Source organism: Streptomyces sp. NPDC055287 (assembly GCF_053646035.1).
The window spans coordinates 70,085-93,543 of sequence record NZ_JBSHNE010000009.1; the positions used below are offsets into that span (position 1 = coordinate 70,085).

Here is a 23,459-nt window from a genome sequence, read left to right on the forward strand (position 1 = left end):
GTGCCGTGAGCCCCAGTTGGAACAGAACGACCCATGTCATAGTCGGCGCCGCCACCGCCCTCGCCGTTCTGACGGCCTGCGGCGACAGCGGCGGGGACGACAAGAAGTCCGCCGCGCCGGGAGGTGACGACAAGCCCGTCTCGATCACCTTCTGGGGCTGGGCCAAGGGTTCGAAGGAGGTGGTCGACGCCTTCAACGCCTCGCACGAGAACATCCGGGTGAAGTACGAGGAGATCCCCTCCGGCAACGCCGGCGGCTACGCCAAGATCTCCAACGCCGTAAAGGCCGGCAACGCCCCCGACCTGGTCTCCATCGAGTACCCGATGCTCCCCGAGTTCGTGAGCCAGGGCTCGGTCCAGGACATCAGCGGCCACCTCGGCGACGATGTGAAGAAGAAGTTCCTGCCGCAGGCGGTCGAGCTGACCACCCTCGGCGGCAAGAACTGGGCCGTCCCCTTCGACGCCTCGCCGCAGGCCTTCTACTACCGCAAGGACCTGTTCAAGAAGTACGGGGTCGAAGTTCCCAGGACGTGGGACGACTTCCGCGAGGCCGCCGAGAGGGTCAAGGAGGCCGACAAGAAGGCGCGCATCGGCACCTTCTTCCCCGACGACCCGACCACCTTCCAGGCGATGGCCTGGCAGGCCGGCGCCCAGTGGTTCAAGGCCGAGGGCGACACCTGGAAGGTCGACACGACCGACGCCGCGACCAAGAAGGTCTCGACGTACTGGCAGGGACTGCTCGACGACGACCTGATCCGCAACAACGCCTCCTTCAGTCCGGAGTGGACCAACTCCCTCAAGAGCGGCGGCACCATCGGGTACCTCGGCGCCTCCTGGGGCGCGGGCGTCCTGACGGGAACCCTGCCCGAGCAGAGCGGCAAGTGGGCCGTCGCCCCGATGCCGTCCTGGGACGGCAAGCCGGCCAGCGGCATGCTGGGCGGCTCGACCTTCGCCGTGACCAAGGACAGCGAGAAGACCGAGGCCGCCGTCGAGTTCGCGAAGTGGATGACGACCACCGAGGACGGCGTCGAGGCCCGGATCGCCTCCGGTACGTCCAGCGCCTTCCCGGCAGCGGCCGGGCTGCGCCCGGCAGCCAAGGCGTCGTTCGACGCCACGTTCTACGGCGGCCAGGACATCTACCAGGTCTTCGAGGACGCCGGTGCCTCCATCAGCCCCGACTGGGCGTGGGGCCCGAGCACCGGCACCACCAACACCGTCATCAAGGACCAGTTCGGCAAGGTCGCCGACGGCGGCGCGACGATCGCGGACGCGGTCGAGGCCGGACACGAGGCGACCGTCTCCGAGCTGAAGAAGCGCGGCCTGAAGGTGGAGGGCTGAGAGGAACGTGAAGGCCCGCACCCGCACCCATGCCGCCGCCGGCGTCCTGCTGACCCCCTTCTTCGTCCTCTTCACCCTGGTGATGGTGGTGCCGGTCGGATACGCGGTCTGGCTGAGCCTGTTCACCGAGAAGCAGTCGGGACTGGGCTTCGGCGGAACGGAGACCGTCTTCAGCGGCCTCGACAACTACACGGCGGCGCTGGGTGACCCGGCCTTCCGCGAGGGCTTCGTCGTACTCCTCGGGTACTGCGTCTTCTACATCCCGCTGATGATCGGCGGAGCCCTCGCACTCGCCCTCCTGCTCGACTCCACGCTCGCCCGCGCCCGCCGCTTCTTCCAGCTCGCGCTCTTCCTGCCGCACGCCGTCCCCGGCATCATCGCCGCGCTGATCTGGGTCTACCTCTATACGCCCCAGCTCAGCCCGGTCGTCGACGCGATGGAGGCAGGCGGCGTCGGCTTCGACTTCTTCGCACCCGAAGGCGCCCTCCCCTCCGTGATCAACATCGCGTTGTGGGAATGGCTCGGCTACAACATGGTGATCTTCTACGCCGCCCTCCAGGCCGTCGACCGCTCCGTGCTCGAAGCGGCCACGGTGGACGGGGCGGGCGCCTGGCGCATCGCGCTCAGCATCAAGGTGCCGCTGATCCGCGCCTCGGTCGTGATGGTCGCGCTGTTCACGGTCATCGGCTCGCTACAGCTGTTCACCGAGCCGCTGATCATCAACAAGGGCACCGGATCCTCCGTCAGCTCCACCTGGACGCCGAACATGTACGCCTACACCGCGGCCTTCGACCGGAACGACTACGGGCTCGCGGCCGCCGCCTCCGTACTCCTCGCCCTCACCGCCGCGCTGCTCTCCTTCGCGGTCACCCGCTTCACCGGCCGGAAGGGCAGGAAGGCATGAGCACCAGGAGCACCGCCACCAGCCGCCGGCTGTCGAAGTCCGCCGTCAACGGCGCGCTCGTCCTCGCCGTGATCTACATGCTTCTCCCCCTCGTCTGGCTGTTCACCGCCGCCACCAAGGACACCGGCGGCCTGCTCGCCGGAAACGCCTTCTCCTTCGAGGACTTCAACCTCGGCGCGAACCTCTCGGCCCTGGCGGCGTACAGCGACGGCCTCTACTTCCGCTGGTACCTCAACAGCCTTCTCTACGCGGGCGGCGGAGCCGTGGTCAGCTCGCTGATCAGCGTCGCCGCGGGCTACGCCTTCGACAAGTACCACTTCCGGGGCAAGGAGAAGCTCTTCGGCGTGGTGCTGCTCGGCGTGCTCGTCCCGACCACCGCACTCGCCCTGCCCATGTACCTGCTCGCCAGCGAGGTGGGCATCGTCAACACCTACTGGGCCGTTCTCGTCCCCGTGCTGGTCCACCCCTTCGGGGTCTACCTCGCCCGGGTGTTCAGCGCCGGCTACATCCCGGACGAGGCCCTGGAGGCCGCCCGTATCGACGGAGCCGGCGAGCTGCGCACCTTCTGGTCCATCGGTATGCGCATGATCATGCCGGGCTTCGTGACCGTCTTCCTCTTCCAGTTCACCGCGATCTGGAACAATTTCTTCCTCCCCCTGGTGATGCTCTCGGACCAGAAGCTCTTCCCCCTGAGCCTCGGCCTGTACGCGTGGAACAGCAACGCCCACGGCGAGCCGGAGTTCTACCCGCTCGTCGTCACCGGGTCCCTCCTCGCCGTCGTCCCCCTGATCGTCGCCTTCATCTCCCTCCAGCGGCACTGGAAGGCCGGGCTCACCGCGGGAAGCGTCAAGTGACGCACGCAAACGACCGCGACCCCCGAGCGACCGAAGAGGAGCCCGAGTTCCACCATGCACCACACCACTGACAATCAGCCGTCCCTGCTGCTCTCCATGGGACCCGGCATCGCGGAACGCCTGTTCGCCGACCGCCACCGCGCCCGCCTTGCCGAGCTGGCACGCACCGACCCCGGCCTCGTCGCACACGACCTCGCCACACCCGCGCCGCCTGTCGCGACGGCGCTCGCCGAGGCCGAGGTCCTCCTCACCTGCTGGGGCGCGACCCCGCTCACCGCCGAGGTCCTCGACACCGCCCCGAATCTGCGCGCCGTCATCCACGCGGCGGGCTCCGTCAAGCACCACATCACGCAGGCCTGCTGGGACCGCGGCATCGCCGTGACCTCGGCGGCGGCCGCGAACGCCCTGCCCGTGGCCGAGTACACGCTCGCCGCGATCCTCTTCGCCGGCAAACGCGTCCTGCGCTCCGCCGCCCGCTACCGCGCCCTGCGCGCCGACCACGACTGGCGCGCGGAGCTCGACGGCGCCGGAAACCACCGCCGCACCGTGGGCATCGTCGGCGCCTCGCGCATCGGCCGCCGCGTCATCGAGCTGCTCCGCCCCTTCGACCTGGACGTCCTGCTGTACGACCCGTACGTCACCCCGCCCGAAGCCTCGGCCCTCGGCGTCGGGCTGGCGTCGCTCGACGACCTGTGCGCCCGAAGCTCCGTCGTCTCGGTCCACGCCCCGCAGCTCCCGGCCACCCACCACATGATCGGCGCCCGCCAGCTCGCCGCGATGCCGACCGGTGCGACCCTGATCAACACCGCCCGCGGCTCCCTCGTCGACGAGGCCGCCCTGCTCCCCGAGCTCGCCTCCGGCCGCCTGGACGCCGTACTCGACGTGACGGATCCCGAACTCCCGCCTGCGGACTCACGGTTGTACGACCTCCCGAACGTCCTGCTGACCCCCCACATCGCGGGCTCGCTCGGCGACGAACTGCACCGCATGGCCGACCAGTCTTTGGACGAGCTGGAGCGATACGCCGCCGGCCGCCCCTTCGCCGACCCGGTCCACCCGGCATCCCTGCGGCACTCGGCCTGAACCGCCACAATGCGCATTCCTCACTAAAATGGGACGTATTCCACCCAGGCCGGGAGGCGGGCATGAAATTCGTACAGATAATCGACTACAAGACCGAGCGGTCCGAAGACATGAACCAGCTCATGGACAAGTGGGTCGAACAGACCAAGGGCAAGCGGACCGCCACGCACAACATCATCGGCAAGGACCGGGCGGAGACGAACCACTACGTCGAGATCGTCGAATTCCCCTCGCACGAAGAGGCGATGAAGAACTCCCATCTTCCGGAGACCGACAAGACCTTCCAGGAGATGGTGGCGCTCTGTGACGGGATGCCTTCGTTCACCGACCTCGACGTGGTCCGGGACGAGCAGCTGAACAAGGACGCCTGTAGCCGGTTCTTCCTGGAGATCTGCGGCAGGGACGATCCCGCGGCCTTCAGCGAGATCTTCGCGGCCGACTACCACGACCACGACGTCGCGAACGAGCGGGACACGATGGGGGTCGACGACATCCGCATGGAGACGCTCGGCTACCGCGCGGCGTTCCCCGACTTCCAGTTCACCATCGAGGACCAGGTGGCCGAGGGCGACCGGGTCGCGACACGCTGGAGCTGGCGCGGCACCAACACCGGCGAGATGCGGGGCATGCCGGCGACCGGCAGGCCGGTGGACATGGTCGGCACCACGACCTTCCGGTTCGAGGACGGGAAGATCAAGGAGGGCTGGTGGCACTGGGACGTGCTGGGCATGATGCGCCAGCTCGGCATGGTCGAACCGCCGTCGTAGAATCCGCACCCTGCGCAAAAGGCCCCTGTTCCCGCCGCTGAAACAGCGGGGGAACAGGGGCCTTGCGCAAGCGCCGGACGTCAGCGCCGGACTTCAGTGCCCAACGTCGGCGCCAAACGTCGGCGCCAAACGTCGGCGCCAAACGTCAGCGTCAGTGCGAGTGGCCGTGGCCGCCGTGGCCGCCGTCCGCCTCGTCCTCGGCCGGCTTCTCGACGACCAGGGTCTCGGTCGTGAGCAGCAGCGACGCGATGGACGCGGCGTTCTCCAGCGCGGAGCGGGTGACCTTGACCGGGTCGATGACGCCGGCCTTGACCAGGTCGCCGTACTCGCCGGTCGCGGCGTTGAAGCCGTGGCCCTTGTCGAGCTCGCTCACCTTGGCGGTGATGACGTAGCCCTCGAGGCCGGCGTTCTCGGCGATCCAGCGCAGCGGCTCGACGACGGCGCGGCGGACGACCGCGACACCCGTGGCCTCGTCGCCGGTCTTGCCCAGGCCGCCCTCGAGCACCTTGGCGGCGTGGACCAGAGCGGAGCCACCACCGGAGACGATGCCCTCCTCGACCGCGGCGCGGGTCGCGGAGATGGCGTCCTCGAGACGGTGCTTCTTCTCCTTGAGCTCCACCTCGGTGGCGGCGCCGACCTTGATCACGCACACGCCGCCGGCCAGCTTCGCGAGGCGCTCCTGGAGCTTCTCGCGGTCCCAGTCGGAGTCCGTGGACTCGATCTCGGCCTTGATCTGGTTGACACGGCCGGCGACCTCGTCGGACTTGCCGCCGCCGTCGACGATCGTCGTGTCGTCCTTGGTGACGGTCACGCGGCGGGCGGTACCGAGCACGTCCAGGCCGGCCTGGTCGAGCTTGAGGCCGACCTCTTCGGCGATGACGGTCGCACCGGTGAGGGTGGCGATGTCGCCGAGCATGGCCTTGCGGCGGTCACCGAAGCCGGGGGCCTTCACCGCGACGGCGTTGAAGGTGCCACGGATCTTGTTGACGACCAGGGTCGACAGGGCCTCGCCCTCGACGTCCTCGGCGATGATCAGCAGCGGCTTGGAGGCGCCGGCCTGGATGACCTTCTCCAGCAGCGGCAGCAGGTCCTGGATCGAGCCGATTTTGCCCTGGTGGATCAGGATGTACGGGTCGTCGAGGACGGCCTCCATACGCTCCTGGTCGGTCACCATGTACGGCGACAGGTAGCCCTTGTCGAAGGCCATGCCCTCGGTGAAGTCGAGCTCCAGGCCGAAGGTGTTGGACTCCTCGACGGTGATGACACCGTCCTTGCCGACCTTGTCCATCGCCTCGGCGATGAGCTCGCCGACCTGCGAGTCCTGGGCGGAGAGCCCGGCCACGGCGGCGATGTCGGACTTGTCGTCGATCGGGCGGGCGTTCGCGAGGAGGTCCTCGGAGATCGCCTTGACCGCGGCGTCGATGCCCTTCTTCAGGGCGGCCGGGGAAGCGCCGGCGGCGACGTTGCGCAGACCCTCGCGGACCAGGGCCTGGGCCAGCACGGTGGCGGTGGTGGTGCCGTCACCCGCGATGTCGTTGGTCTTGGTCGCCACCTCCTTCACGAGCTGGGCACCCAGGTTCTCGTACGGGTCGTCGAGCTCGACCTCGCGCGCGATCGTGACACCGTCGTTGGTGATGGTGGGGGCGCCGAACTTCTTGTCGATGACGACGTTGCGGCCCTTGGGGCCGATCGTCACCTTCACCGTGTCGGCAAGCTTGTTGACGCCGCGCTCGAGGGCGCGACGGGCGTCCTCGTCGAACTTCAGAATCTTCGCCATGGAGCTTCTCTGTCCTCTCAAACGAAATGCGCCCCGGGCCGCCCGGCTGTCGCTGGGGGCCAGGGGCGCAGATCAAAAGCAATCTTCGGGCGAATTACTTCTCGATGATCGCGAGCACGTCGCGAGCCGAGAGGACGAGGTACTCCTCGCCGCTGTACTTCACCTCGGTGCCGCCGTACTTGCTGTACAGCACGACATCGCCGACGGATACGTCGAGCGGCAGGCGCTCGCCGTTCTCGAAGCGGCCCGGGCCCACGGCCAGGACGACGCCCTCCTGGGGCTTCTCCTTGGCGGTGTCCGGAATGACCAGGCCAGAGGCCGTGGTCTGCTCGGCGTCGAGCGGCTGGACCACAATGCGGTCCTCGAGCGGCTTGATGGCAACCTTGGAGCTGGTGGTCGTCACGGTCCGGTCTCCCCCTTCGGAGATCTCACGGGGTTAACTGATGTGGGGTGGCGACCAGGTGGATCCGTCGTCGCGGGTGCCGGACCTGCCCGTCGCTACTTTTGGCACTCACCGGTGGAGAGTGCCAACGCCGAGACTATGACGCGGTTAGCACTCGGTCAAGCGGAGTGCCAATCCGGCGCCGCCGTGCGTGTTGCCGACGGGTGCCCGCACGGGCCGGCACGGGGCCCCGCGCGGGCTGGTCGCGGTTGCGTCTCGATACCGCCAACGCCCCGTCGGGCCGTCAGGTTCCGTACGACAGTGCCGTCATGCCCGCCGCGCGGAGTGTCCAGGAGCGCCGCCCCGCGTCGGGCTGGGGCGACGCCGCCCTCGCCGTCTTCGTACTCGCGGTCGACGCGGTGGCCTGCTTCACGGCCGCGGTCATGCTCTGGGGCGAGCGCGCCGGCGAAGTGGCCGCGCTGATCACCTTCGGCGCTCTGGCCGCGGCTTTCGCTCTGACGGCGTACGGCTTCGGGAACGGCGGCCGGGCCATTACGGCATGGGTCCAGCTGCTGGCCGCTCTGCTGCTCGGCGCGACCGTGCTCTACGGCGCGGCCCGGGCGTACGACGACGCCCACCCGGAGCCCGCGCCCACGTACGACCCCGGTGGGGCCGGCCACCAGTGCCGCAGCGGGGGCGGCAGCGACGAGTGCAGGGACAGCGGCGGCTGAGCGCCCCGGAACCACGCCGGTGTCAGAGGTAGTCCTCCAGCCGGGCCACGGCGAATCCCTGCTCCTGGATCCGGCGCAGTATCCGCGTCGTCATCTCGGTGATCGTCGAGCCCTTCAGCTCACCGGGCCCCCGGAAGTGCGCGAGCACGACGTCTCCCGGCCGCAGCCGGTCGCCGTGCGCGTACCGCAGGTCGTTGATCTGCATCGACGCCCCCCACAGCACGACCGCATCGGCACCGCAGTCGCCCGCCGCCCGCAGCGTCTGGTTGTTGTACGCCCCGTACGGCGGCCGGAAGAGCCGCGGCCTGGCGCCGAAGCGGGCCTCCAGGCGGTCCTGCTGGCCGCAGATCTCGGCGCGTTGTCCGGTGTACGGGAGACCGGGCAGGTAGACGTGGCGGAGGGTGTGGTTCTGGACCGTGCTGAGGCCGCCGCCCGCCCGCCTCAGCCGGTCGAAGTGGTCGTACCCGGGCGAGGCCACGCTGTCCGTGAGGAACATGCTGATCGGCAGATTCAGCTCGTCGACCATCCGTACGAACTCGGGGTCGCGTTCGGCTCCGTCGTCGAAGGTGAGGAAGACGACCTTGTCGCGGGTCGGTACGCGGTCCACGACGAAGGGCCGCTCCGGCTTACGGACCGGGGGCGTCGGCGCCGGACGCAGCGGCGCCCGCAGTCCCCACCGCGCGTACGCCCCGGCGGGCGGGGCCGGCGGGGCGTGCGCCGGAAGCGCCGCCGCCCCCGCGTCCCGCACCTTGGGGGCGACGCTGCGCACCGCCTTGCGCCCCAGCCGCTCGATCGGGTCCACGGACTGCGCGCAGCCGGTGAGGGCCAGCGCACCGGCCGTCAGCAGTCCGGCCGTCAGCCGGTGCGCGCGCGTCACAGGTAGTCCTCCAGCCTGGCTACGGCGTACCCCTTGGCGGTGACCGTCTTCATGACCCGCCGGATCATGTCCGGCATGCTGCCCTTCCAGTCCTCCTTGCCCCGGAAGTGCGTGAGGATGATGTCGCCGGGATGCAGGTCCCGGTCCCACTCCCGCCACTCCATCCGGTCCGGGAACGCCTCGGCGGCCCACAGCGGCACCGCTTCGATGCCGCAGGATCGGGCGGCGCGCAGGGTGGCGGCGTTGTAGTTGCCGTACGGCGGCCTGAAGAGCCGGGGCCGCTTGCCGTACCGCTTCTGGATGATTTTCTGCATCCCGCAGATCTCACGCTTCTGCTGGGCGTACGAAAGGCCGGGCAGGTAGCGGTGGTTGAGGGTGTGGTTGTGCAGGGACACGCCACGGCCCTGCATCCGCTCGAAGTAGCCGTAGTTCTCGCGCACGAGGTAGTCGCTGAGGAACGCGCTGTAGGGGATGCCGAGCTCGGTCATCATCTTCAGCAGCTTCGGGTCCTTCTCCGCGCCGTCGTCCATCGTCAGGAAGACGACCCGCTCCTTGACCGGGACGGTGGTGAAGACGGGCGGCAGCCCCGGGCCCGCGCCGAAGCCCTTGCGTGTGGTGATCTTCGGTTTCACGGCGGGCGGCGGGGGCGCGGCGAGCGGGGGCCGCGCCAGGCCCCACTTCCTGGCGGCGGCGACGCGCAGGGTCTGGGTGTGCCGCAGCCGCTCCGCGTATCCGGCAAGGTCCCGGGCCGGCCCCTGCCGGTACTCCCGCTGCTGGCCGGCGGCAGGCTCGGCTGGCGGTGCGCCCCCGTCCGGCGTGTCGCCGCCCCCGGAGGCGCATCCGGAGCCGATGGCGGAGGCGAGGAGCACGGCCAGGGCCATACGGACCCGCCTACTCCCCTTCCTCTTCATATCTTCCTTTTGTCGTACTAGTTGCATGGCGTTGGATCCTGTCAGCGCCACGCACTGTCTCCGGGGCGACACCGCGACCGGGCGCGCACGGTCCCCCGGCTGGCCCACAATTGACCGGGTGAACGACCTCGATGCCCCCGATGCCCCTGACGCCCTGGACTCCTTCGCCGCCCTGCGCACCGAAGAGGGGCGCGCCCTGCTCGTCGCGCTCCGCGACCACAACCCCGCGGACGAGCTGGCGACCGCGACGCGGCTGCGCCGTGACCACCCCGCCGCGCTCGTCTCGGCGGCGCTCGGACAGGCGCGTCTGCGGCAGCGGGCGGTGGCGAAGTTCGGCGCCGAGGACGCGTACCGGATGTTCTTCACCCCGAACGGCGTCGAGCAGGCCACCCGCACGGCGGTGGCGACGTACCGCGCCGGCCGCTTCGCCGCCCTCGGTGTACGGAGCGTCGCCGACCTCTGCTGCGGCATCGGCGGCGACGCGATCGCGCTGGCCCGCGCCGGAATCTCCGTCCTGGCGGTCGACCGCGATCCGCTGACGGCCGAGGTCGCCCGCGCGAACGCCGACGCGCTCGGCCTGTCCGCCCTGATCGAGGTCCGCTGCGCCGACGTGACGGCCGTCGACACCTCCCCGTACGACGCGGTCTTCGTCGACCCGGCGCGGCGCGGCGGCCGCGGCCGGATCTTCGACCCGGAGGCATACTCCCCGCCGCTGTCCTGGGCGATCGAGGCGGCGCGTACGTCCGCGCACGCCGCACTCAAGATCGCGCCGGGCGTCCCGCACGAGGCCGTCCCCGACGACGCCGAAGCGGAGTGGATCTCGGACGGCGGGGACGTGAAGGAGGCGGTGTTCTGGTTCGGGACGGCCCCGAAGGCGGTCCGGGCCACCCTGCTCCCCGGCCCGCACACCCTGCTGGGCACCGGGCTGCCGGACCCCGAGCCCGGCAAGGTCGGCCGCTACCTCTACGAGCCGGACGGCGCGGTCGTCCGCTCGCATCTGGTGGCGGAGGTGGCGCGGCAGGTGGGCGGCCGCCTGATCGACGAGACGATCGCGTACGTGACGGCGGACGGGCTGCACCCGACGCCGTACGCCACCGCGTACGAGATCACGGATCAGATGCCCTTCGGCCTGAAGAAGCTGAAGGCGCTGCTGCGGGAGCGCGGAGTCGGCGTACTGACGGTCAAGAAGCGCGGCTCGGCGGTCGAGCCGGAGGAACTGCGCCGCAAGATGAAGCTGTCGGGGCCGCATTCGGCCACCGTCTTCCTCACGCGGGTGGCGGGCGCGCCGACGGTGCTGATCGGCCACCCGGCGGCGGGTTGAAAAAAATTGGTCCGCACGTCCTGTCACACTCGCGGACCGTGGCGCGTCAAGGCAGTGAAGTACTCACCACACACCGCCGGAGCGGGACCGCACCGGCGACCACCTGCTGAGGAGCACTGCTGATGTCCACCACCTACGTCGTCGTCACCCTCCTGGCCGCCGCCATGGCCGGCTTCTCGGCCGCTTCGGTCTTCTTCCGCGCCAAGTGGGTCGTCGAGCCGCTGGCCGACTACGGCGTCCCCGAGTCCTGGTGGCCCTGGCTCGGGGCGGCCAAGGCCGCCGGCGCGGCGGGCCTGGTGATCGGTCTCTTCGTCCCGGTCATCGGCCTCCTGGCCGGCATCGGCCTGGTCCTGTACTTCACCGGCGCCGTCGTCACGGTGGCCAGGGCCCGCTCGTACGCGCACATCCCGTTCCCCCTCGTGTACGCGGCGCCGGTGGTCGGCGCCCTGGTGCTCGGCTCCGCCTGAGGCCCGGCGCCGTACGCCCGAGAACCCGTGCCACCTCCCGGGCGCGGCCCGGCCGCCTCAGACCTTCGTGCCGCTGTCCGCGCCCACACGCACCGCCCACCGGTAGTGCGCCATGGCCTTCGCCGCCCCGATCAGCCCGGCCACCCACAGCACGACGCCGAGCCCGAAGAAGAAGACCGCGTCCACGTACGTCTCGGAGCCCGGCCGGGCGCTGACCGCGAACCCCAGTGACGACCACAGCCCGAGCCCGCACACCACCAGTGACGACAGCAGCCACGCGAGGCCGAGCCCGGGCACCCGCCACGGCGCGGCGGAGAAGCCGTCGTCGCGCCCCACTTCCGCCCACCCCGCCAGCAGCTGACGGACCGTACGGTCGCGCCGCACGCCCATCCCGATGAAGATCGAGCACGCCACGACTCCGCCGAGCCCGACCGCGCCGAAGGCCGCCCCGAGGACGGCGATCAGCGGGTCACCCGGCCCTTCGAACGCCTTGAGGGCCATCCCGACGATGCCCCACCCGAGCGCGGCACCGCCCACCAGCAGCCAGAACCGCACCAGCCGCCCCGGCCCGAGGTGGCGTGCGATCAGCTCGTCCATGGCCCGCGACCGGTCGGCGAGCATCGCCTCGGGTCCCGGCCAGGCCTGGAGGTGAGCGGGCGGCGGGGGTGGAGGAAGCGGCGTACGACGAGACATGAGCACGACACTATCCAGTGCCACCGGCGGGCCGGTTCAGGCCCCTCCGGCCGACTCGAAGCGCCAGCGGTGCACCGCCCGCGCGATCAGCCCCGCCTCGGGCTCGGGCAGTTCCGGCAGCGGCGCGTCGTACGCCGCGTCCCACCACGTCATCACGAGCACCCGGTCCTGCGGCGCCCGCAAAATCTCCGTGCGTACGGGCTCCGCCGCCAGGACCCGCGCCTGCGCCCGGGCCCATTCCAGCAGCTCCGCGCCCCTGCCCTCGGCGGCGCGAGCCTCCCACATCAGCGCGACGGTCATGAGTAGAGGTTGTCCTTGCTGATCTCGTGCACGTGATCGTGGTCGTGACCGTGGTCATGAACGGCACCCGGTACGTGCGGCTCCGTCACCGGCAGCGAGGAGTCGGCCGACAGGTCCCAGTCGGACGCGGCCCTGCCCCGCGCCACCATCTCCGCGCCGAGCGCCGCGACCATCGCGCCGTTGTCCGTGCACAGCCCCGGCCGGGGCACCCGCAGCCGGATCCCGGCCCGCTCGCACCGCTCGGCGGCCAGCGCCCGCAGCCGCGAGTTCGCGGCCACCCCGCCGCCGATCATCAGGTGGTCGACACCCTCGTCCTTGCAGGCCCGTACCGCCTTGCGCGTCAGCACGTCGACGACCGCCTCCTGGAAGGACGCCGCCACATCCCGCACGGGCACGTCCTCGCCCGCACTGCGCTTCGCCTCGATCCACCGCGCCACCGAGGTCTTCAGCCCCGAGAAGGAGAAGTCGTACGCCGCGTCGCGCGGCCCGGTCAGACCGCGCGGGAAGGCGATCGCCCTCGGGTCGCCCTCCTTCGCCAGCCGGTCGATGACGGGGCCGCCCGGGAAGCCCAGGTCCAGCACCCGGGCGATCTTGTCGAACGCCTCGCCGGCCGCGTCGTCGATGGTCGCGCCCATCGGCCGGACGTCGCTCGTGATGTCGGGGGCGAGCAGCAGCGACGAGTGCCCGCCGCTGACCAGCAGCGCCATCGTGGGCTCGGGCAGCGGTCCGTGCTCCAGCTGGTCCACGCAGATGTGCGAGGCCAGGTGGTTCACGCCGTACAGCGGCTTCCCGAGCGCGTACGCGTACGCCTTCGCCGCCGACACACCCACCAGCAGCGCGCCCGCGAGGCCCGGCCCCGCCGTCACCGCGATGCCGTCCAGGTCGGAGGCGGCGACCCCGGCCTCCTTCAGCGCGCGCCCGATCGTCGGGACCATCGCCTCCAGGTGCGCGCGCGAGGCGACCTCCGGCACGACGCCGCCGAAGCGGGCGTGCTCGTCGACGCTCGACGCGATCGCGTCGGCGAGCAGCGTCGTACCGCGCACGATTCCGACGCCGGTCTCGTCGCAGGAGGTCTCGATGCCGAGGACGAGCGGTTCGTCAGCCATGGTGAATCTCGGTTTCTTGTACGGAGGTCGCTGGGTGTGCCGGGTCGGTCGTCGTCGTCAGCCGCATCACGAGCGCGTCGATGTTGCCGGGCTGGTAGTAGCCGCGCCGGAAGCCGATCGGCTCGAAGCCGAAGCGCTCGTACAGCTTCTGCGCGCGCGTGTTGTCGACGCGCACTTCGAGGAGCACCTCGGCGCACTCGAAGGCGGTCGCGTGGCCCAGCAGGTCGGTGAGCAGCCGGGCCCCGAGCCCGGTGCCCCACTGGTCCTTCGAGACGGCGATGGTCTGTACGTCGCCCAGCCCTCCGGCGGCGGCAAACCCGGCGTACCCGACGATCCTGCCGTCCCCGTCCTCGGCCACCACGTAACGGCGGGTGGCCTGCGGCCCGCGCGCGTGCGCGAGCTCGGACCAGAACATCCCCGGGGACCAGGCGTCCTCGGGGAACAGCTCGCGCTCGAGCTCGAGCACCGGGCCGATGTCCCACCAGCGCATCTCTCTCAAGCCCGCGGTCACTTCGGCGTGACCACCTTGTAGTTCTTCGGCACCTGCGCGTCGGGACGGCGCAGATACAGCGGCAGCGGCGCCAGGAAGGGCTCACCCGCCGCGAGCTTCTCGGCGGCCAGCGACGCCAGCGCGCCGGCCGACTGGTGCTCGGGGCCGCGCGCGTCGGGGAACGCCTCGGGGTAGAGGAGAGCCCCGGAGCCGACCACCGGCAGGTCCGCGAGCTGCTCCGCGATGTCGGCGGGCCGGTCGACGGCGGGCTCGCCGACGCGCGTACGGGCATCGGCGTACCGCGCCCAGTAGACCTCCTTGCGGCGCGCGTCGGTGGCCACCGCGAACGGCGCTGTGAGCCCGGCGAGCCCGGCGGCGTACGCCAGACCGTCCAGGGTGCAGAGCCCGTGGACCGGCACTCCGAGGACCAGGCCGAAGGTCTCGGCCGTCGCGAGGCCGACGCGCAGTCCGGTGTACGGACCGGGGCCGACGCCCACGACCACCCCGGTCACGGCGTCGAGTTTCAGTCCCGCCTCGGCGAGCACGCGGTCGACGGTGGGCAGCAGCAGCTCCCCGTGACGGCGTGCGTCGACCTGACCGGCCTCGGCGACGACGGACTCGCCGTCGTGGAGGGCTACGGTGACGGCTGGGGTGGCGGTATCAACGGCGAGCAGGAGCACACAAACAGCCTACGGCCCGCGCACACCGCCCTCGGCGTCCCCCGTCCCTCCCGGCCCCTGCGCTACCGTCACCACACATACAAGCCCCGTACGAACATGAGGTGGAGCAAGGTGGCAAGGAGCAGCTCGGGAATGGTGGCCGGGCTCGTCGCGGCTGCCGTGGGGGCGGTCGCTTTCCTCGCTTACCAGGCGTCGGCAAGCGCCCCCTCCCCCGCACGGCTCGCCGAAAGCGGTGCCGGCAAGGTCCCCGCGGCGCACGCCTCGCAGCCGGCCAAGGCGCCGGCCAAGGTGAAGAACCCGCTCGCGGTGCCGGCCCAGTCCGGCACCGGTACCCGCGTCGTCTACGCGCTGGCCGAGCGACGGGTGTGGCTGGTGAACGGCGCGGGCACGGCCACCAGGATCTTCCAGGTCGCACCGAGCACGGTCAGCCCGCCGCCCGGCACGTACGCGGTCAGCTCGCGCTCGGGGACCATCACCGGCTCCGACGGGGTGCGGATCGAGCACGTCGTACGGTTCACGACGGTCGACGACGTGCCGATCGGTTTCAGCGCCGCCGTCGACGGGTCGATGCCGAGCCCGGACCCGAAGAGCAGGACCGGCGGTGTCCGCATGCCGCGGGCCGACGGCGACGCGTTGTGGAGCTTCGCGACCGTCGGCGTCAAGGTCGTGGTCGTCCCGTAAATACGCTCGTACGAGCGACGGGGGTTACGCCGCGTCGCGCTGCTGAGCGCGTTCCTCGGTGGGCAGTCCGGCGGCCTCGGACGCGTCGCTCTCCTGCGGCCGCTCTCTCGGCGGGGTGGAGACCGCCGTGGCCGCCGCGCACGAGGCCAGCAGGTCGCGCATGGAGAGAGGCTGGGTCACTTCGCGTTCTGAAGCCGGCATGGATGCCTCCTGGGCTCCGGTTGAGCAGGCGTGATTAGGTAGACCTAACCAGTCTCGGTATCCATGTGACCATGCCCGGCCTCACCGGCGCAACATCTTGCCGACGTCTTGTCGGAACGTACGGACGTCAGGCCCCCAACGCGGCCAGGTCCTCCCCGGCCCAGCGCGCGCCGATGCCGCTCACCGTCACCTGTCGCACATCGTCGGCGGCGTCCCCCACGGCCCGGTGGATGACCACATGGAGCCGGTCGTCGGACAGCTCCTCGACCTTTCCGTCGCCCCACTCGACCACCACCACCGAGTCGGGCAGCGAGACGTCGAGATCAAGGTCTTCCATCTCGTCGAGCCCGCCGCCCAGCCGGTACGCGTCGACATGCACCAGCGCGGGACCGCCGGTCAGCGACGGGTGGACGCGCGCGATGACGAACGTGGGAGAGGTCACGGCGCCGCGCACCCCGAGTCCCTCGCCGAGCCCGCGCGTCAGCGTCGTCTTGCCGGCGCCGAGCTCGCCGGTGAGCATCACGAGATCGCCGGGCCGCAGCACTTCGGCGAGCCGGCGCCCGAACTCCTGCATGAGGCCGGGCGAGGGGACGGTGTGGACGGCGGTGACGTCAGCCGCCGGGCTGTGCGGTGCTTCCATACGTCCCAACGTTAGCGGCTGCCGGTACGGCGCCCACCCTGGCCAGCAGGTCGGCGAGCCGGTCGGTGACCACCTCGGGGTGCTCCAGCATCACCAGGTGACCGGCGTCCGGGACTATCACCAGCTCGGCGTCCGGCAGCAGGCCGGCGATTCCCTCGCTGTGCTCGCTGGGCGTCACCAGGTCCTTGTCGCCCGCGAGGACCAGCACGGGCACCTCTGCGAAGATCTCCAGCGCCTCGGCCTTGTCGTGGTCCGTGAAGGCCGGATAGAACTCGGCGACCACGTCGATCGGCGTTCCCTCGATCAGCCGCTCCGCGAACCGCGCGACCGCCGGATCGACGTCCTTCGATCCGAAGGAATACCGCTTGATCAGCCCGGCGAAGAGGTCCGCCGTGGCCCGCCGCCCGCGCTCGACGATCTCCGCCTGCGTACCGAGGGCGCGCAGCACGCGCGGCAGGACGCGGCGTACGGCGTTCACACCGGCCACCGGCAGCCCGAAATTGACCTCGCCGAGCTTCCCCGACGACGTACCGACGAAGACGGCGCCCGCGACGCGCTCACGGATGAGCTCGGGGTACTGGTCGGCCAGGGCCATCATGGTCATGCCCCCCATCGAGTGCCCCACGAGCACCAGCGGCCCTTCGGGCGCGGCGGCGTCGACGACGGCTTTCAGGTCGCGCCCCAGCTGCTCGATGTCGACCGGGACGCCGTGCGCCTGGGCCGCGCCGCGCGCCGAGCGCCCGTGACTGCGCTGGTCCCAGTGGACGGTCCGCACGACCCCGCGCAGAGCCGCCCGCTGGAAGTGCCACGAGTCCTGGCTCAGACAGAAGCCGTGGCTGAACACCACGGTGACGGGGGCAGGGGTCTTGCGCCCGAACAGCCGGCGCCGCCGGGGCCCCGTCGAGGCGCCGTCCGCGTCCACCTCGTCCACTTCGTAGTAGATGTCGGTCCCGTCGTCCGCCAGGGCCTGCCCGGGCATCCCGCGCAGAGCGCCGTACGGCCCCGAGGCGTCCAGCGCGAGCCGTGCCTTCTTCCGCATCCCGCGCCCGACGGTCAGCCGCTCAAGAGCGACACCGGCGGCGGCGCCCGCGGCGACCACACCTATCGCGGCGCCGGCCACACCGGCCCGGCGCCAGTTGCCGACGGCGGAGGTGGCGGCCGAAGCCGCCACCTCCGCCACGCCGGGCGCGCTGCTCTCGCTCACGGTGCCGCTCTCCTAGCTTTCGGGGTCCTCGTTCACATAGACGCGCGGTACCCGCGATCCGATGCGGGTGACAATTTCGTACGCGATCGTGTCCGCGGCCTGCGCCCAGTCCTCGGCGGTCGGCTCCCCCCGGTCGCCGGGACCGAACAGCACAGCCTCGTCCCCCGGCTCCACCGCATCCGCGCCGAGGTCGACCACGAACTGGTCCATGGCGACCCGTCCCGCGACCCGCCGCCACTTGCCACCGACGAGCACGGGCCCGGTGCCGGACGCGTGGCGCGGAACGCCGTCGGCGTACCCGACCGGGATCAGCGCCAGGTTCGTCTCCTCCCGCGTCACGTAGTGGTGCCCGTAACTGACGCCGTGCCCCTCCGGCACCCGCTTGACCAGCGCCACCGACGCGGCGAGCGTCATGACCGGCCGCAGCCCGAAGTCGGCGGGCGTGCCGAGCTCGGGGCTCGGGGAGACGCCGTACATGGCGATGCCGGTCCGTACGAGATCGAAGTGCGCCGCGGGCAGGGTCAGGGTCGCGGGCGAATTCGCGATGTGCCGGACCTCGGGCTCGGCACCGGCCTTCTCGGCGTAGTCGACAAGATCACGGAAAACGGCCAGCTGGACGTCGATCGAGGGATGCCCGGGCTCGTCCGCGCAGGCGAAGTGCGACCAGAGCCCGGTGACCTTCACGCCCTCGGCGTCCAGAGCGTGCCGCACGAGTTCGGGCCAGTCGGCCGGCTGGCACCCGTTGCGCCCGAGCCCGGTGTCCGCCTTGAGCTGTACGCGCGCCACCCGCCCCGCCGCGCGCGCCGCCTCGACCACTTCCGCCAGGGCCCACATCCCGCTCACGGACACGTCGATGCCCGCCTCGACCGCCTCGCGCCAGGGCCCGCCGGGGGTCCACAGCCAGCACATCAGCGGACCGTCGAACCCGGCGGCGCGCAGGGCCAGTGCCTCTTCGGGGGTCGCCGTCCCCAGCCAGGTCGCCCCGGCGTCGAGGGCCGCGCGGGCACAGCGCAGGGCACCGTGGCCGTACGCGTCCGACTTCACCACGGCCATCAACTGAGCCCCCGCCGCGCGAGCACGCAAAGCCCGCACGTTGGCTCGCAGGGCCGCCAGGTCGATCTCGGCGCGGGCTCGCATGGGGGTATGGGTCATCGCGGTCATCGCGCCAAGTGTCTCAGAGCCGTACGACAGCCCGGCCTCACCTCACCCGGGAACGCCACCACCCGTCCCCGGCGCCCCCGGAGCGGCCCGCCGCCCCACGACCCCCCGCCAGGCCCCCCGCACCGCCTCCGCGACATCCATCGCCCCCACGGGAGCCCCGCCGGCGGCCAGCCGCCCCGCCAGCCCATGCACGTACGCCGCCACCGACCCCGCGTCCACCGCACCCAGCCCCGCCGCGAGCAACGCCCCCGCCAGCCCCGACAGCACGTCCCCGCTCCCCGCCGTCGCCAGCCAGGGCGTCCCGGTCGGATTCACCCGCACCGGCCGCGGCCCCGCGAACCCCGCACCGCCCACCGGCGACGGCGCCACCAGCGTCGTCGACCCCTTGAGCAGCACCGTCGCCCCGTACAGCGCCGCCAGCTCCCGCACCGCGACCAGCCGCCCCGCCTCCACTTCCTCCCGCGACACCCCGAGCAGCGCGGCCGCCTCCCCCGCGTGCGGCGTCAGCAGCGTCGGCGCGTCCCGCCCCCGCACCATCTCCGGCTCCAGCGGCCGCAGCCCGTCCGCGTCCACCAGCACCGGCACGTCCGAAGCCAGCACATCCCCCAGCGCCCCGCCCGCGTCCTCGCCCAGCCCGGGCCCGACCACCCACGCCTGGACGCGCCCCGCCTTCGACGGCGGCCCCGCGTGCACCAGCGCCTCCGGGAAGCGCGCGATGACCGCGTCCGCCCCGTGCCCGACGTACCGCACCGCCCCGGCCCCGCCCCGCAGCGCACCCGCGACCGCCAGCACCGCAGCCCCCGGATACCGCTCCGACCCCGCGACGACGCCCACCACCCCGCGCCGGTACTTGTCGCTCTCCGCCCCGGGAACCGGCAGCAGCGCGGCCACATCGGCGTGCTGCAGCGCCTCGACGTCCGCCTCCGCCGCCCCCAGGTCGAGCCCGAGCTCCACGAGCCGCACGGCCCCCACGTACTCCCGGGCGGGGTCGATCAGCAGCCCGGGCTTGTACGTACCGAAGGTGACCGTGGCGTCCGCGCGCACACACTCCCCCCGCACCTCCCCGCTGTCCGCCTCGACCCCGCTGGGAAGATCCACGGCGACGACGACCGCCCCGGAGTCCCGCGCGGCCCGCGCCAACGGCACGGCGTTGTCCCGAAGACCACCCCGCCCGCCGATCCCGGTGATCCCGTCGACCACGAGATCCGCCCGCGCGAGAGCCCCCAGGGCGTCACCCGCCACAGACCCCCCGGCCGCCCGCAGCGCCGCCAGCCCGCCCCCGTGCGCCCGCTCCGCATCGAGCAGCACGGCGGTGACCCCGGCACCCCGACGGGCCAGCCGCGCCCCCGCGTACAGCGCGTCGCCGCCGTTGTCCCCACTCCCGACGAGCAGCACGACCCGCGCGCCGTACACCCGCTCCAGCAGCCCCGCGCACACCGCGGCAAGCCCGGCCGCCGCCCGCTGCATGAGCGCGCCCTCGGGAAGCCGCGCCATCAGCTCCCGCTCAGCGGTCCGCACGGTCTCCACGCCATAAGCAGCACGCATCAGCAGAACACCCTCACCCTTCGCCCTCCGCGATGACCACCGCGGAAGCGATCCCCGCGTCATGACTCAGCGAGACATGCCAGGACCGCACCCCGAGCGCCTCCGCCCGCGCCAGCACCGTCCCGCTCACCCGCAGCCGCGGCTGACCGCTGTCCTCGACGTACACCTCCGCGTCCGTCCAGTGCAGCCCGGCCGGCGCGCCCAGCGCCTTCGCCAGCGCCTCCTTCGCCGCGAACCGCGCGGCGAGCGAGGCGATGCCCCGCCGTTCGCCACCCGGCAGGTTCAACTCGCTTTCCAGGAACAGTCGTTGTGCCATCTGCGGCGTACGCTCCATCGATGCCCGGAAGCGCTCGATCTCGGCGACATCGATCCCCACACCAATGATCACGCGCTCACTCCACCGTCACGGACTTGGCCAGGTTCCGGGGCTGGTCCACCTCGTTGCCCCGGGCCGTGGCCAGCTCGCAGGCGAAGACCTGCAACGGCACGGCGGAGACCAACGGCTGCAGGAGCGTCGGCGTGGCCGGAATCCGGACCAGGTGATCGGCGTACGGAACCACCGCCTCGTCGCCCTCCTCCGCGATCACGATCGTGCGAGCCCCCCGCGCCCGGATCTCCTGGATGTTCGACACGATCTTGTCGTGCAGAACGGAGCGCCCCCGGGGCGAGGGCACCACCACGACCACCGGCAGATCGTCCTCGATGAGCGCGATGGGCCCGTGTTTGAGCTCGCCCGCGGCGAATCCCTCAGCATGCATGTACGCGAGCTCCTTCAGCTTGAGCGCACCCTCCAGGGCCACCGGGTACCCCACATGCCGCCCCAGGAAAAGCACCGTGTTCTTCCCGGCCAGCGACCGGGCCAGCTCCCGCACCGGCTCCATCGTCCCCAGGACCCGCTCCACCGCGCCCGAGATCTCGGACAGCTCGCGCACGACGTCCCGGACCTCGTCGCCCCACTTGGACCCGCGCACCTGCGCCAGATACAGGGCGACGAGGTAGCAGGCGACCAGCTGGGTCAGGAACGCCTTGGTGGAGGCGACGGCGACCTCGGGCCCGGCATGTGTGTAGAGCACCGCGTCCGACTCCCGCGGAATGGTGGACCCGTTCGTGTTGCACACGGCCAGAACCTTCGCGCCCTGCTCCCGCGCGTGCCGCAGCGCCATCAGGGTGTCCATGGTCTCGCCGGACTGCGAGATGGCGATCACCAGCGTCTTCGCGTCGAGAATCGGATCGCGGTACCGGAACTCACTCGCCAGCTCGGTCTCGCAGGGGATCCGCGTCCAGTGCTCGATGGCCAGCTTCGCGATCATCCCCGCGTGATACGCGGTCCCGCAGGCCACCACGACGATCTTGTCGACCTCCCGCAGCACGGCGTCGGGGATCCGCACCTCGTCCAGCGTCAGCGACCCGCCCGGGTCGATCCTCCCCAGCAGCGTGTCGGCGACGGCCTTCGGCTGCTCGGCGATCTCCTTGAGCATGAAGTAGTCGTAGCCGCCCTTCTCGGCCGCCGAGGCGTCCCAGTCGATGTGGTACGACCGCACTTCGACGGGCGCACCGTGGAAATCGGTGACCGTGACCGCCACCCCGGCGGCGCCGCCCCCGCCCTCGTCCCGCCGCAGCTCGACGACCTGGTCCTGTCCCAGCTCGATCGCCGACCGTGTGTGCGCGATGAAAGCGGCGACATCGGACGCGAGGAAGGCCTCCCCCTCCCCGACGCCCACCACCAGCGGCGAGTTCCGTCGCGCCCCCACCACCACGTCGGGCTCGTCCGCGTGCACGGCGACCAGCGTGAACGCCCCGTCGAGCCGCCGGCACACCAGCCGCATCGACTCCGCCAGGTCCCCGCACGAGGAGAACGACTCGGCGAGCAGATGCGCCACGACCTCCGTGTCGGTCTCCGACACCAGCTCGTGCCCGCGCCCGGCGAGCTCGTCCCGCAGCGCCGCGAAGTTCTCGATGATCCCGTTGTGTACGACGGCTACGCGCCCCGCGTTGTCCAGATGCGGGTGCGCGTTGGCGTCGGTGGGCCCGCCGTGCGTGGCCCACCGGGTGTGTCCGATGCCGGTGACGCCGGTCGGCAGCGGCCGTCCCACCAGCTCTTTCTCCAGGTTGACGAGCTTGCCCGCCTTTTTCCCCGCGGCCAGGCCACCGTCTGCCAGGACGGCCACGCCGGCCGAGTCGTAGCCCCGGTATTCGAGCCGCTTCAGTCCCGCGACGACAACATCAAGCGCCGACTGCCCGCCGACGTACCCCACGATTCCGCACATGTCCGCACCCTACGGCCGACGCCCCCACGTGACCGAGCACACCACCCACGACGCCCCCGCACACCCGACAATGTTGATGTGATCACTTCGCCGCCACGAAGCGCCCAGCGCCGGGCCGACGCGTCGCCGTACCTGGACCTGACCCGGGCGGAGTGGAGCGCGCTGCGCGAGAAGACGCCGCTTCCCCTGACCGCGGAGGAACTCGAACAGCTCCGCGGCCTGGGCGACGTCATCGACCTCGACGAGGTGCGCGACGTCTACCTCCCACTGTCCCGCCTGCTCAATCTGTACGTACAGGCCACCTCGGGCCTGCGCGGCGCCCTGAACACCTTCCTCGGCGACCCGGCCAACGGCCACGGCTCACAGCGCGGCACCCCCTTCGTCATAGGAGTCGCGGGCAGCGTCGCCGTGGGCAAATCGACCGTCGCCCGTCTGCTCCAGGCCCTGCTGGCCCGCTGGCCCGAGCACCCCCACGTCGAGCTCCTCACCACCGACGGCTTCCTGTACCCGATGGAGGAGCTCAAACGCCGCGGGCTGCTGTCCCGCAAGGGCTTCCCGGAGTCGTACGACCGCCGCGCCCTCACCCGCTTCGTCGCCGACATCAAGGCCGGCAAGGACGAGGTCACCGCGCCCGTCTACTCCCACCTGATCTACGACATCGTCCCGGGCGAGCGCCTCACGATCCGCCGCCCCGACATCCTGATCGTCGAGGGCCTGAACGTCCTCCAGCCGGCGCTCCCCGGCAAGGACGGCCGCACCAGGGTCGGCCTCGCCGACTACTTCGACTTCAGCGTGTACGTCGACGCCCGCGCCGAGGACATCGAGACCTGGTACCTCAACCGCTTCCGCAAGCTGCGCGCGACGGCGTTCCAGGACCCCTCCTCGTACTTCAGGAAGTACACCCAGGTCTCGGAGGAAGAGGCCCTGGACTACGCCCGTACGATGTGGCGGACCATCAACAAGCCCAACCTGCTGGAGAACGTGGCGCCAACGCGCGGCCGTGCCACGCTGGTGGTGCGCAAGGGCCCCGACCACAAGGTCAAGCGCCTCTCGCTCCGCAAACTCTGAGGAGTACGTGCC

At 71.4% G+C, this 23,459-nt stretch carries 26 protein-coding genes; 10 read left to right on the forward strand and 16 right to left on the reverse strand.

Annotated features, from left to right (window positions below):
- Nucleotides 1-5 precede the first annotated feature (5 nt).
- The 5 genes from ACWIHY_RS16485 (at nt 6) to ACWIHY_RS16505 (ending at nt 4,945) form a co-directional block, all read left to right on the forward strand.
- A complete protein-coding gene (locus ACWIHY_RS16485) occupies nt 6-1,337 on the forward strand; it encodes an ABC transporter substrate-binding protein (RefSeq protein ID WP_454376360.1) in 1,332 nt (443 codons plus the stop codon).
- A 7-nt stretch (nt 1,338-1,344) separates the two neighbouring features.
- Nucleotides 1,345-2,241, forward strand: a complete 897-nt coding sequence (locus tag ACWIHY_RS16490) for a carbohydrate ABC transporter permease (protein WP_454376361.1) — start codon at nt 1,345-1,347, stop codon at nt 2,239-2,241.
- Nucleotides 2,238-3,095 carry a carbohydrate ABC transporter permease gene (locus ACWIHY_RS16495; protein ID WP_454376362.1) on the forward strand — a complete coding sequence of 286 codons (858 nt, stop codon included), beginning with the start codon at nt 2,238-2,240 and terminating at the stop codon, nt 3,093-3,095. Before ACWIHY_RS16490 ends, ACWIHY_RS16495 begins: the two co-directional genes overlap by 4 nt.
- Before the next feature lie 54 nt (nt 3,096-3,149).
- Nucleotides 3,150-4,178: a hydroxyacid dehydrogenase gene (locus ACWIHY_RS16500; RefSeq protein ID WP_454376363.1), complete on the forward strand. Its 1,029-nt coding sequence runs from the start codon at nt 3,150-3,152 to the stop codon at nt 4,176-4,178.
- A 62-nt stretch (nt 4,179-4,240) separates the two neighbouring features.
- Nucleotides 4,241-4,945 carry an ester cyclase gene (locus ACWIHY_RS16505; RefSeq protein WP_454376364.1) on the forward strand — a complete coding sequence of 235 codons (705 nt, stop codon included), beginning with the start codon at nt 4,241-4,243 and terminating at the stop codon, nt 4,943-4,945.
- Nucleotides 4,946-5,096: 151 nt separating this feature from the next.
- Here the strand turns inward: ACWIHY_RS16505 and groL are convergent, their stop codons facing one another.
- A complete protein-coding gene (gene groL / locus ACWIHY_RS16510) occupies nt 5,097-6,722 on the reverse strand; it encodes a chaperonin GroEL (RefSeq protein WP_454376365.1) in 1,626 nt (541 codons plus the stop codon).
- Between the two features lie 94 nt (nt 6,723-6,816).
- Nucleotides 6,817-7,125, reverse strand: a complete 309-nt coding sequence (groES, locus tag ACWIHY_RS16515; protein WP_028812332.1) for a co-chaperone GroES — start codon at nt 7,123-7,125, stop codon at nt 6,817-6,819.
- Between the two features lie 308 nt (nt 7,126-7,433).
- Between groES and ACWIHY_RS16520 the strand changes: the two genes are divergently transcribed.
- Entirely contained in the window at nt 7,434-7,835 is a 402-nt protein-coding gene (locus tag ACWIHY_RS16520) for a DUF6234 family protein (protein WP_454376366.1), read from the forward strand.
- Nucleotides 7,836-7,857: 22 nt separating this feature from the next.
- Here ACWIHY_RS16520 and ACWIHY_RS16525 read toward each other — a convergent pair whose 3' ends face one another.
- Complete coding sequence (locus ACWIHY_RS16525) at nt 7,858-8,712, reverse strand: polysaccharide deacetylase family protein (RefSeq protein WP_454376367.1); 855 nt, start codon at nt 8,710-8,712, stop codon at nt 7,858-7,860.
- The gene (locus ACWIHY_RS16530) at nt 8,709-9,593 is read right to left on the reverse strand and encodes a polysaccharide deacetylase family protein (RefSeq protein WP_454376368.1); all 885 of its coding nucleotides are present in this window, start codon (nt 9,591-9,593) and stop codon (nt 8,709-8,711) included. The genes ACWIHY_RS16525 and ACWIHY_RS16530 overlap by 4 nt, the downstream gene beginning before the upstream one ends.
- Nucleotides 9,594-9,741: 148 nt before the next feature.
- Here ACWIHY_RS16530 and ACWIHY_RS16535 point away from each other — a divergent pair, with 148 nt between their 5' ends.
- Complete coding sequence (locus ACWIHY_RS16535; RefSeq protein ID WP_454376369.1) at nt 9,742-10,944, forward strand: class I SAM-dependent methyltransferase; 1,203 nt, start codon at nt 9,742-9,744, stop codon at nt 10,942-10,944.
- Nucleotides 10,945-11,066: 122 nt separating this feature from the next.
- Entirely contained in the window at nt 11,067-11,411 is a 345-nt protein-coding gene (locus ACWIHY_RS16540) for a DoxX family protein (protein ID WP_454376370.1), read from the forward strand.
- 57 nt (nt 11,412-11,468) lie between these two features.
- On the opposite strand, the gene ACWIHY_RS16545 is transcribed toward ACWIHY_RS16540, so the two are convergent.
- From ACWIHY_RS16545 to tsaB, 5 genes are read right to left on the reverse strand one after another with little or no spacing between them, the layout of a single operon-like run.
- Complete coding sequence (locus ACWIHY_RS16545) at nt 11,469-12,104, reverse strand: hypothetical protein (RefSeq protein ID WP_454376371.1); 636 nt, start codon at nt 12,102-12,104, stop codon at nt 11,469-11,471.
- 36 nt (nt 12,105-12,140) lie between these two features.
- Nucleotides 12,141-12,404, reverse strand: a complete 264-nt coding sequence (locus ACWIHY_RS16550) for a hypothetical protein (RefSeq protein WP_454376372.1) — start codon at nt 12,402-12,404, stop codon at nt 12,141-12,143.
- Nucleotides 12,401-13,510 carry a tRNA (adenosine(37)-N6)-threonylcarbamoyltransferase complex transferase subunit TsaD gene (gene tsaD / locus ACWIHY_RS16555; RefSeq protein WP_454376373.1) on the reverse strand — a complete coding sequence of 370 codons (1,110 nt, stop codon included), beginning with the start codon at nt 13,508-13,510 and terminating at the stop codon, nt 12,401-12,403. Before tsaD ends, ACWIHY_RS16550 begins: the two co-directional genes overlap by 4 nt.
- Nucleotides 13,503-14,000 carry a ribosomal protein S18-alanine N-acetyltransferase gene (rimI, locus tag ACWIHY_RS16560; protein WP_454376531.1) on the reverse strand — a complete coding sequence of 166 codons (498 nt, stop codon included), beginning with the start codon at nt 13,998-14,000 and terminating at the stop codon, nt 13,503-13,505. The genes tsaD and rimI overlap by 8 nt, the downstream gene beginning before the upstream one ends.
- Nucleotides 14,001-14,017: 17 nt before the next feature.
- Nucleotides 14,018-14,680, reverse strand: coding sequence for a tRNA (adenosine(37)-N6)-threonylcarbamoyltransferase complex dimerization subunit type 1 TsaB (tsaB, locus tag ACWIHY_RS16565; RefSeq protein ID WP_454376374.1), 663 nt, complete (start codon nt 14,678-14,680; stop codon nt 14,018-14,020).
- 132 nt (nt 14,681-14,812) lie between these two features.
- Here tsaB and ACWIHY_RS16570 point away from each other — a divergent pair, with 132 nt between their 5' ends.
- On the forward strand, nt 14,813-15,361 hold the full coding sequence (locus tag ACWIHY_RS16570; RefSeq protein ID WP_454376532.1) for a hypothetical protein: 549 nt from the start codon (nt 14,813-14,815) through the stop codon (nt 15,359-15,361).
- Between the two features lie 24 nt (nt 15,362-15,385).
- On the opposite strand, the gene ACWIHY_RS16575 is transcribed toward ACWIHY_RS16570, so the two are convergent.
- From ACWIHY_RS16575 to glmS, 7 genes are all read right to left on the reverse strand, one after another.
- The gene (locus ACWIHY_RS16575) at nt 15,386-15,562 is read right to left on the reverse strand and encodes a hypothetical protein (RefSeq protein WP_454376375.1); all 177 of its coding nucleotides are present in this window, start codon (nt 15,560-15,562) and stop codon (nt 15,386-15,388) included.
- 127 nt (nt 15,563-15,689) lie between these two features.
- Entirely contained in the window at nt 15,690-16,202 is a 513-nt protein-coding gene (gene tsaE / locus ACWIHY_RS16580; RefSeq protein ID WP_454376376.1) for a tRNA (adenosine(37)-N6)-threonylcarbamoyltransferase complex ATPase subunit type 1 TsaE, read from the reverse strand.
- Nucleotides 16,174-17,406, reverse strand: coding sequence for an alpha/beta fold hydrolase (locus tag ACWIHY_RS16585; protein ID WP_454376377.1), 1,233 nt, complete (start codon nt 17,404-17,406; stop codon nt 16,174-16,176). Before ACWIHY_RS16585 ends, tsaE begins: the two co-directional genes overlap by 29 nt.
- Before the next feature lie 12 nt (nt 17,407-17,418).
- On the reverse strand, nt 17,419-18,558 hold the full coding sequence (gene alr, locus ACWIHY_RS16590) for an alanine racemase (protein WP_454376533.1): 1,140 nt from the start codon (nt 18,556-18,558) through the stop codon (nt 17,419-17,421).
- Between the two features lie 51 nt (nt 18,559-18,609).
- On the reverse strand, nt 18,610-20,112 hold the full coding sequence (locus ACWIHY_RS16595; RefSeq protein WP_454376378.1) for an NAD(P)H-hydrate dehydratase: 1,503 nt from the start codon (nt 20,110-20,112) through the stop codon (nt 18,610-18,612).
- 13 nt (nt 20,113-20,125) lie between these two features.
- Nucleotides 20,126-20,500, reverse strand: coding sequence for a holo-ACP synthase (locus ACWIHY_RS16600; protein ID WP_454376379.1), 375 nt, complete (start codon nt 20,498-20,500; stop codon nt 20,126-20,128).
- Nucleotides 20,501-20,504: 4 nt separating this feature from the next.
- Nucleotides 20,505-22,379 carry a glutamine--fructose-6-phosphate transaminase (isomerizing) gene (gene glmS, locus ACWIHY_RS16605; protein WP_454376380.1) on the reverse strand — a complete coding sequence of 625 codons (1,875 nt, stop codon included), beginning with the start codon at nt 22,377-22,379 and terminating at the stop codon, nt 20,505-20,507.
- Between the two features lie 78 nt (nt 22,380-22,457).
- Between glmS and coaA the strand changes: the two genes are divergently transcribed.
- A complete protein-coding gene (coaA, locus tag ACWIHY_RS16610; protein WP_454376381.1) occupies nt 22,458-23,447 on the forward strand; it encodes a type I pantothenate kinase in 990 nt (329 codons plus the stop codon).
- Nucleotides 23,448-23,459 lie beyond the last annotated feature (12 nt).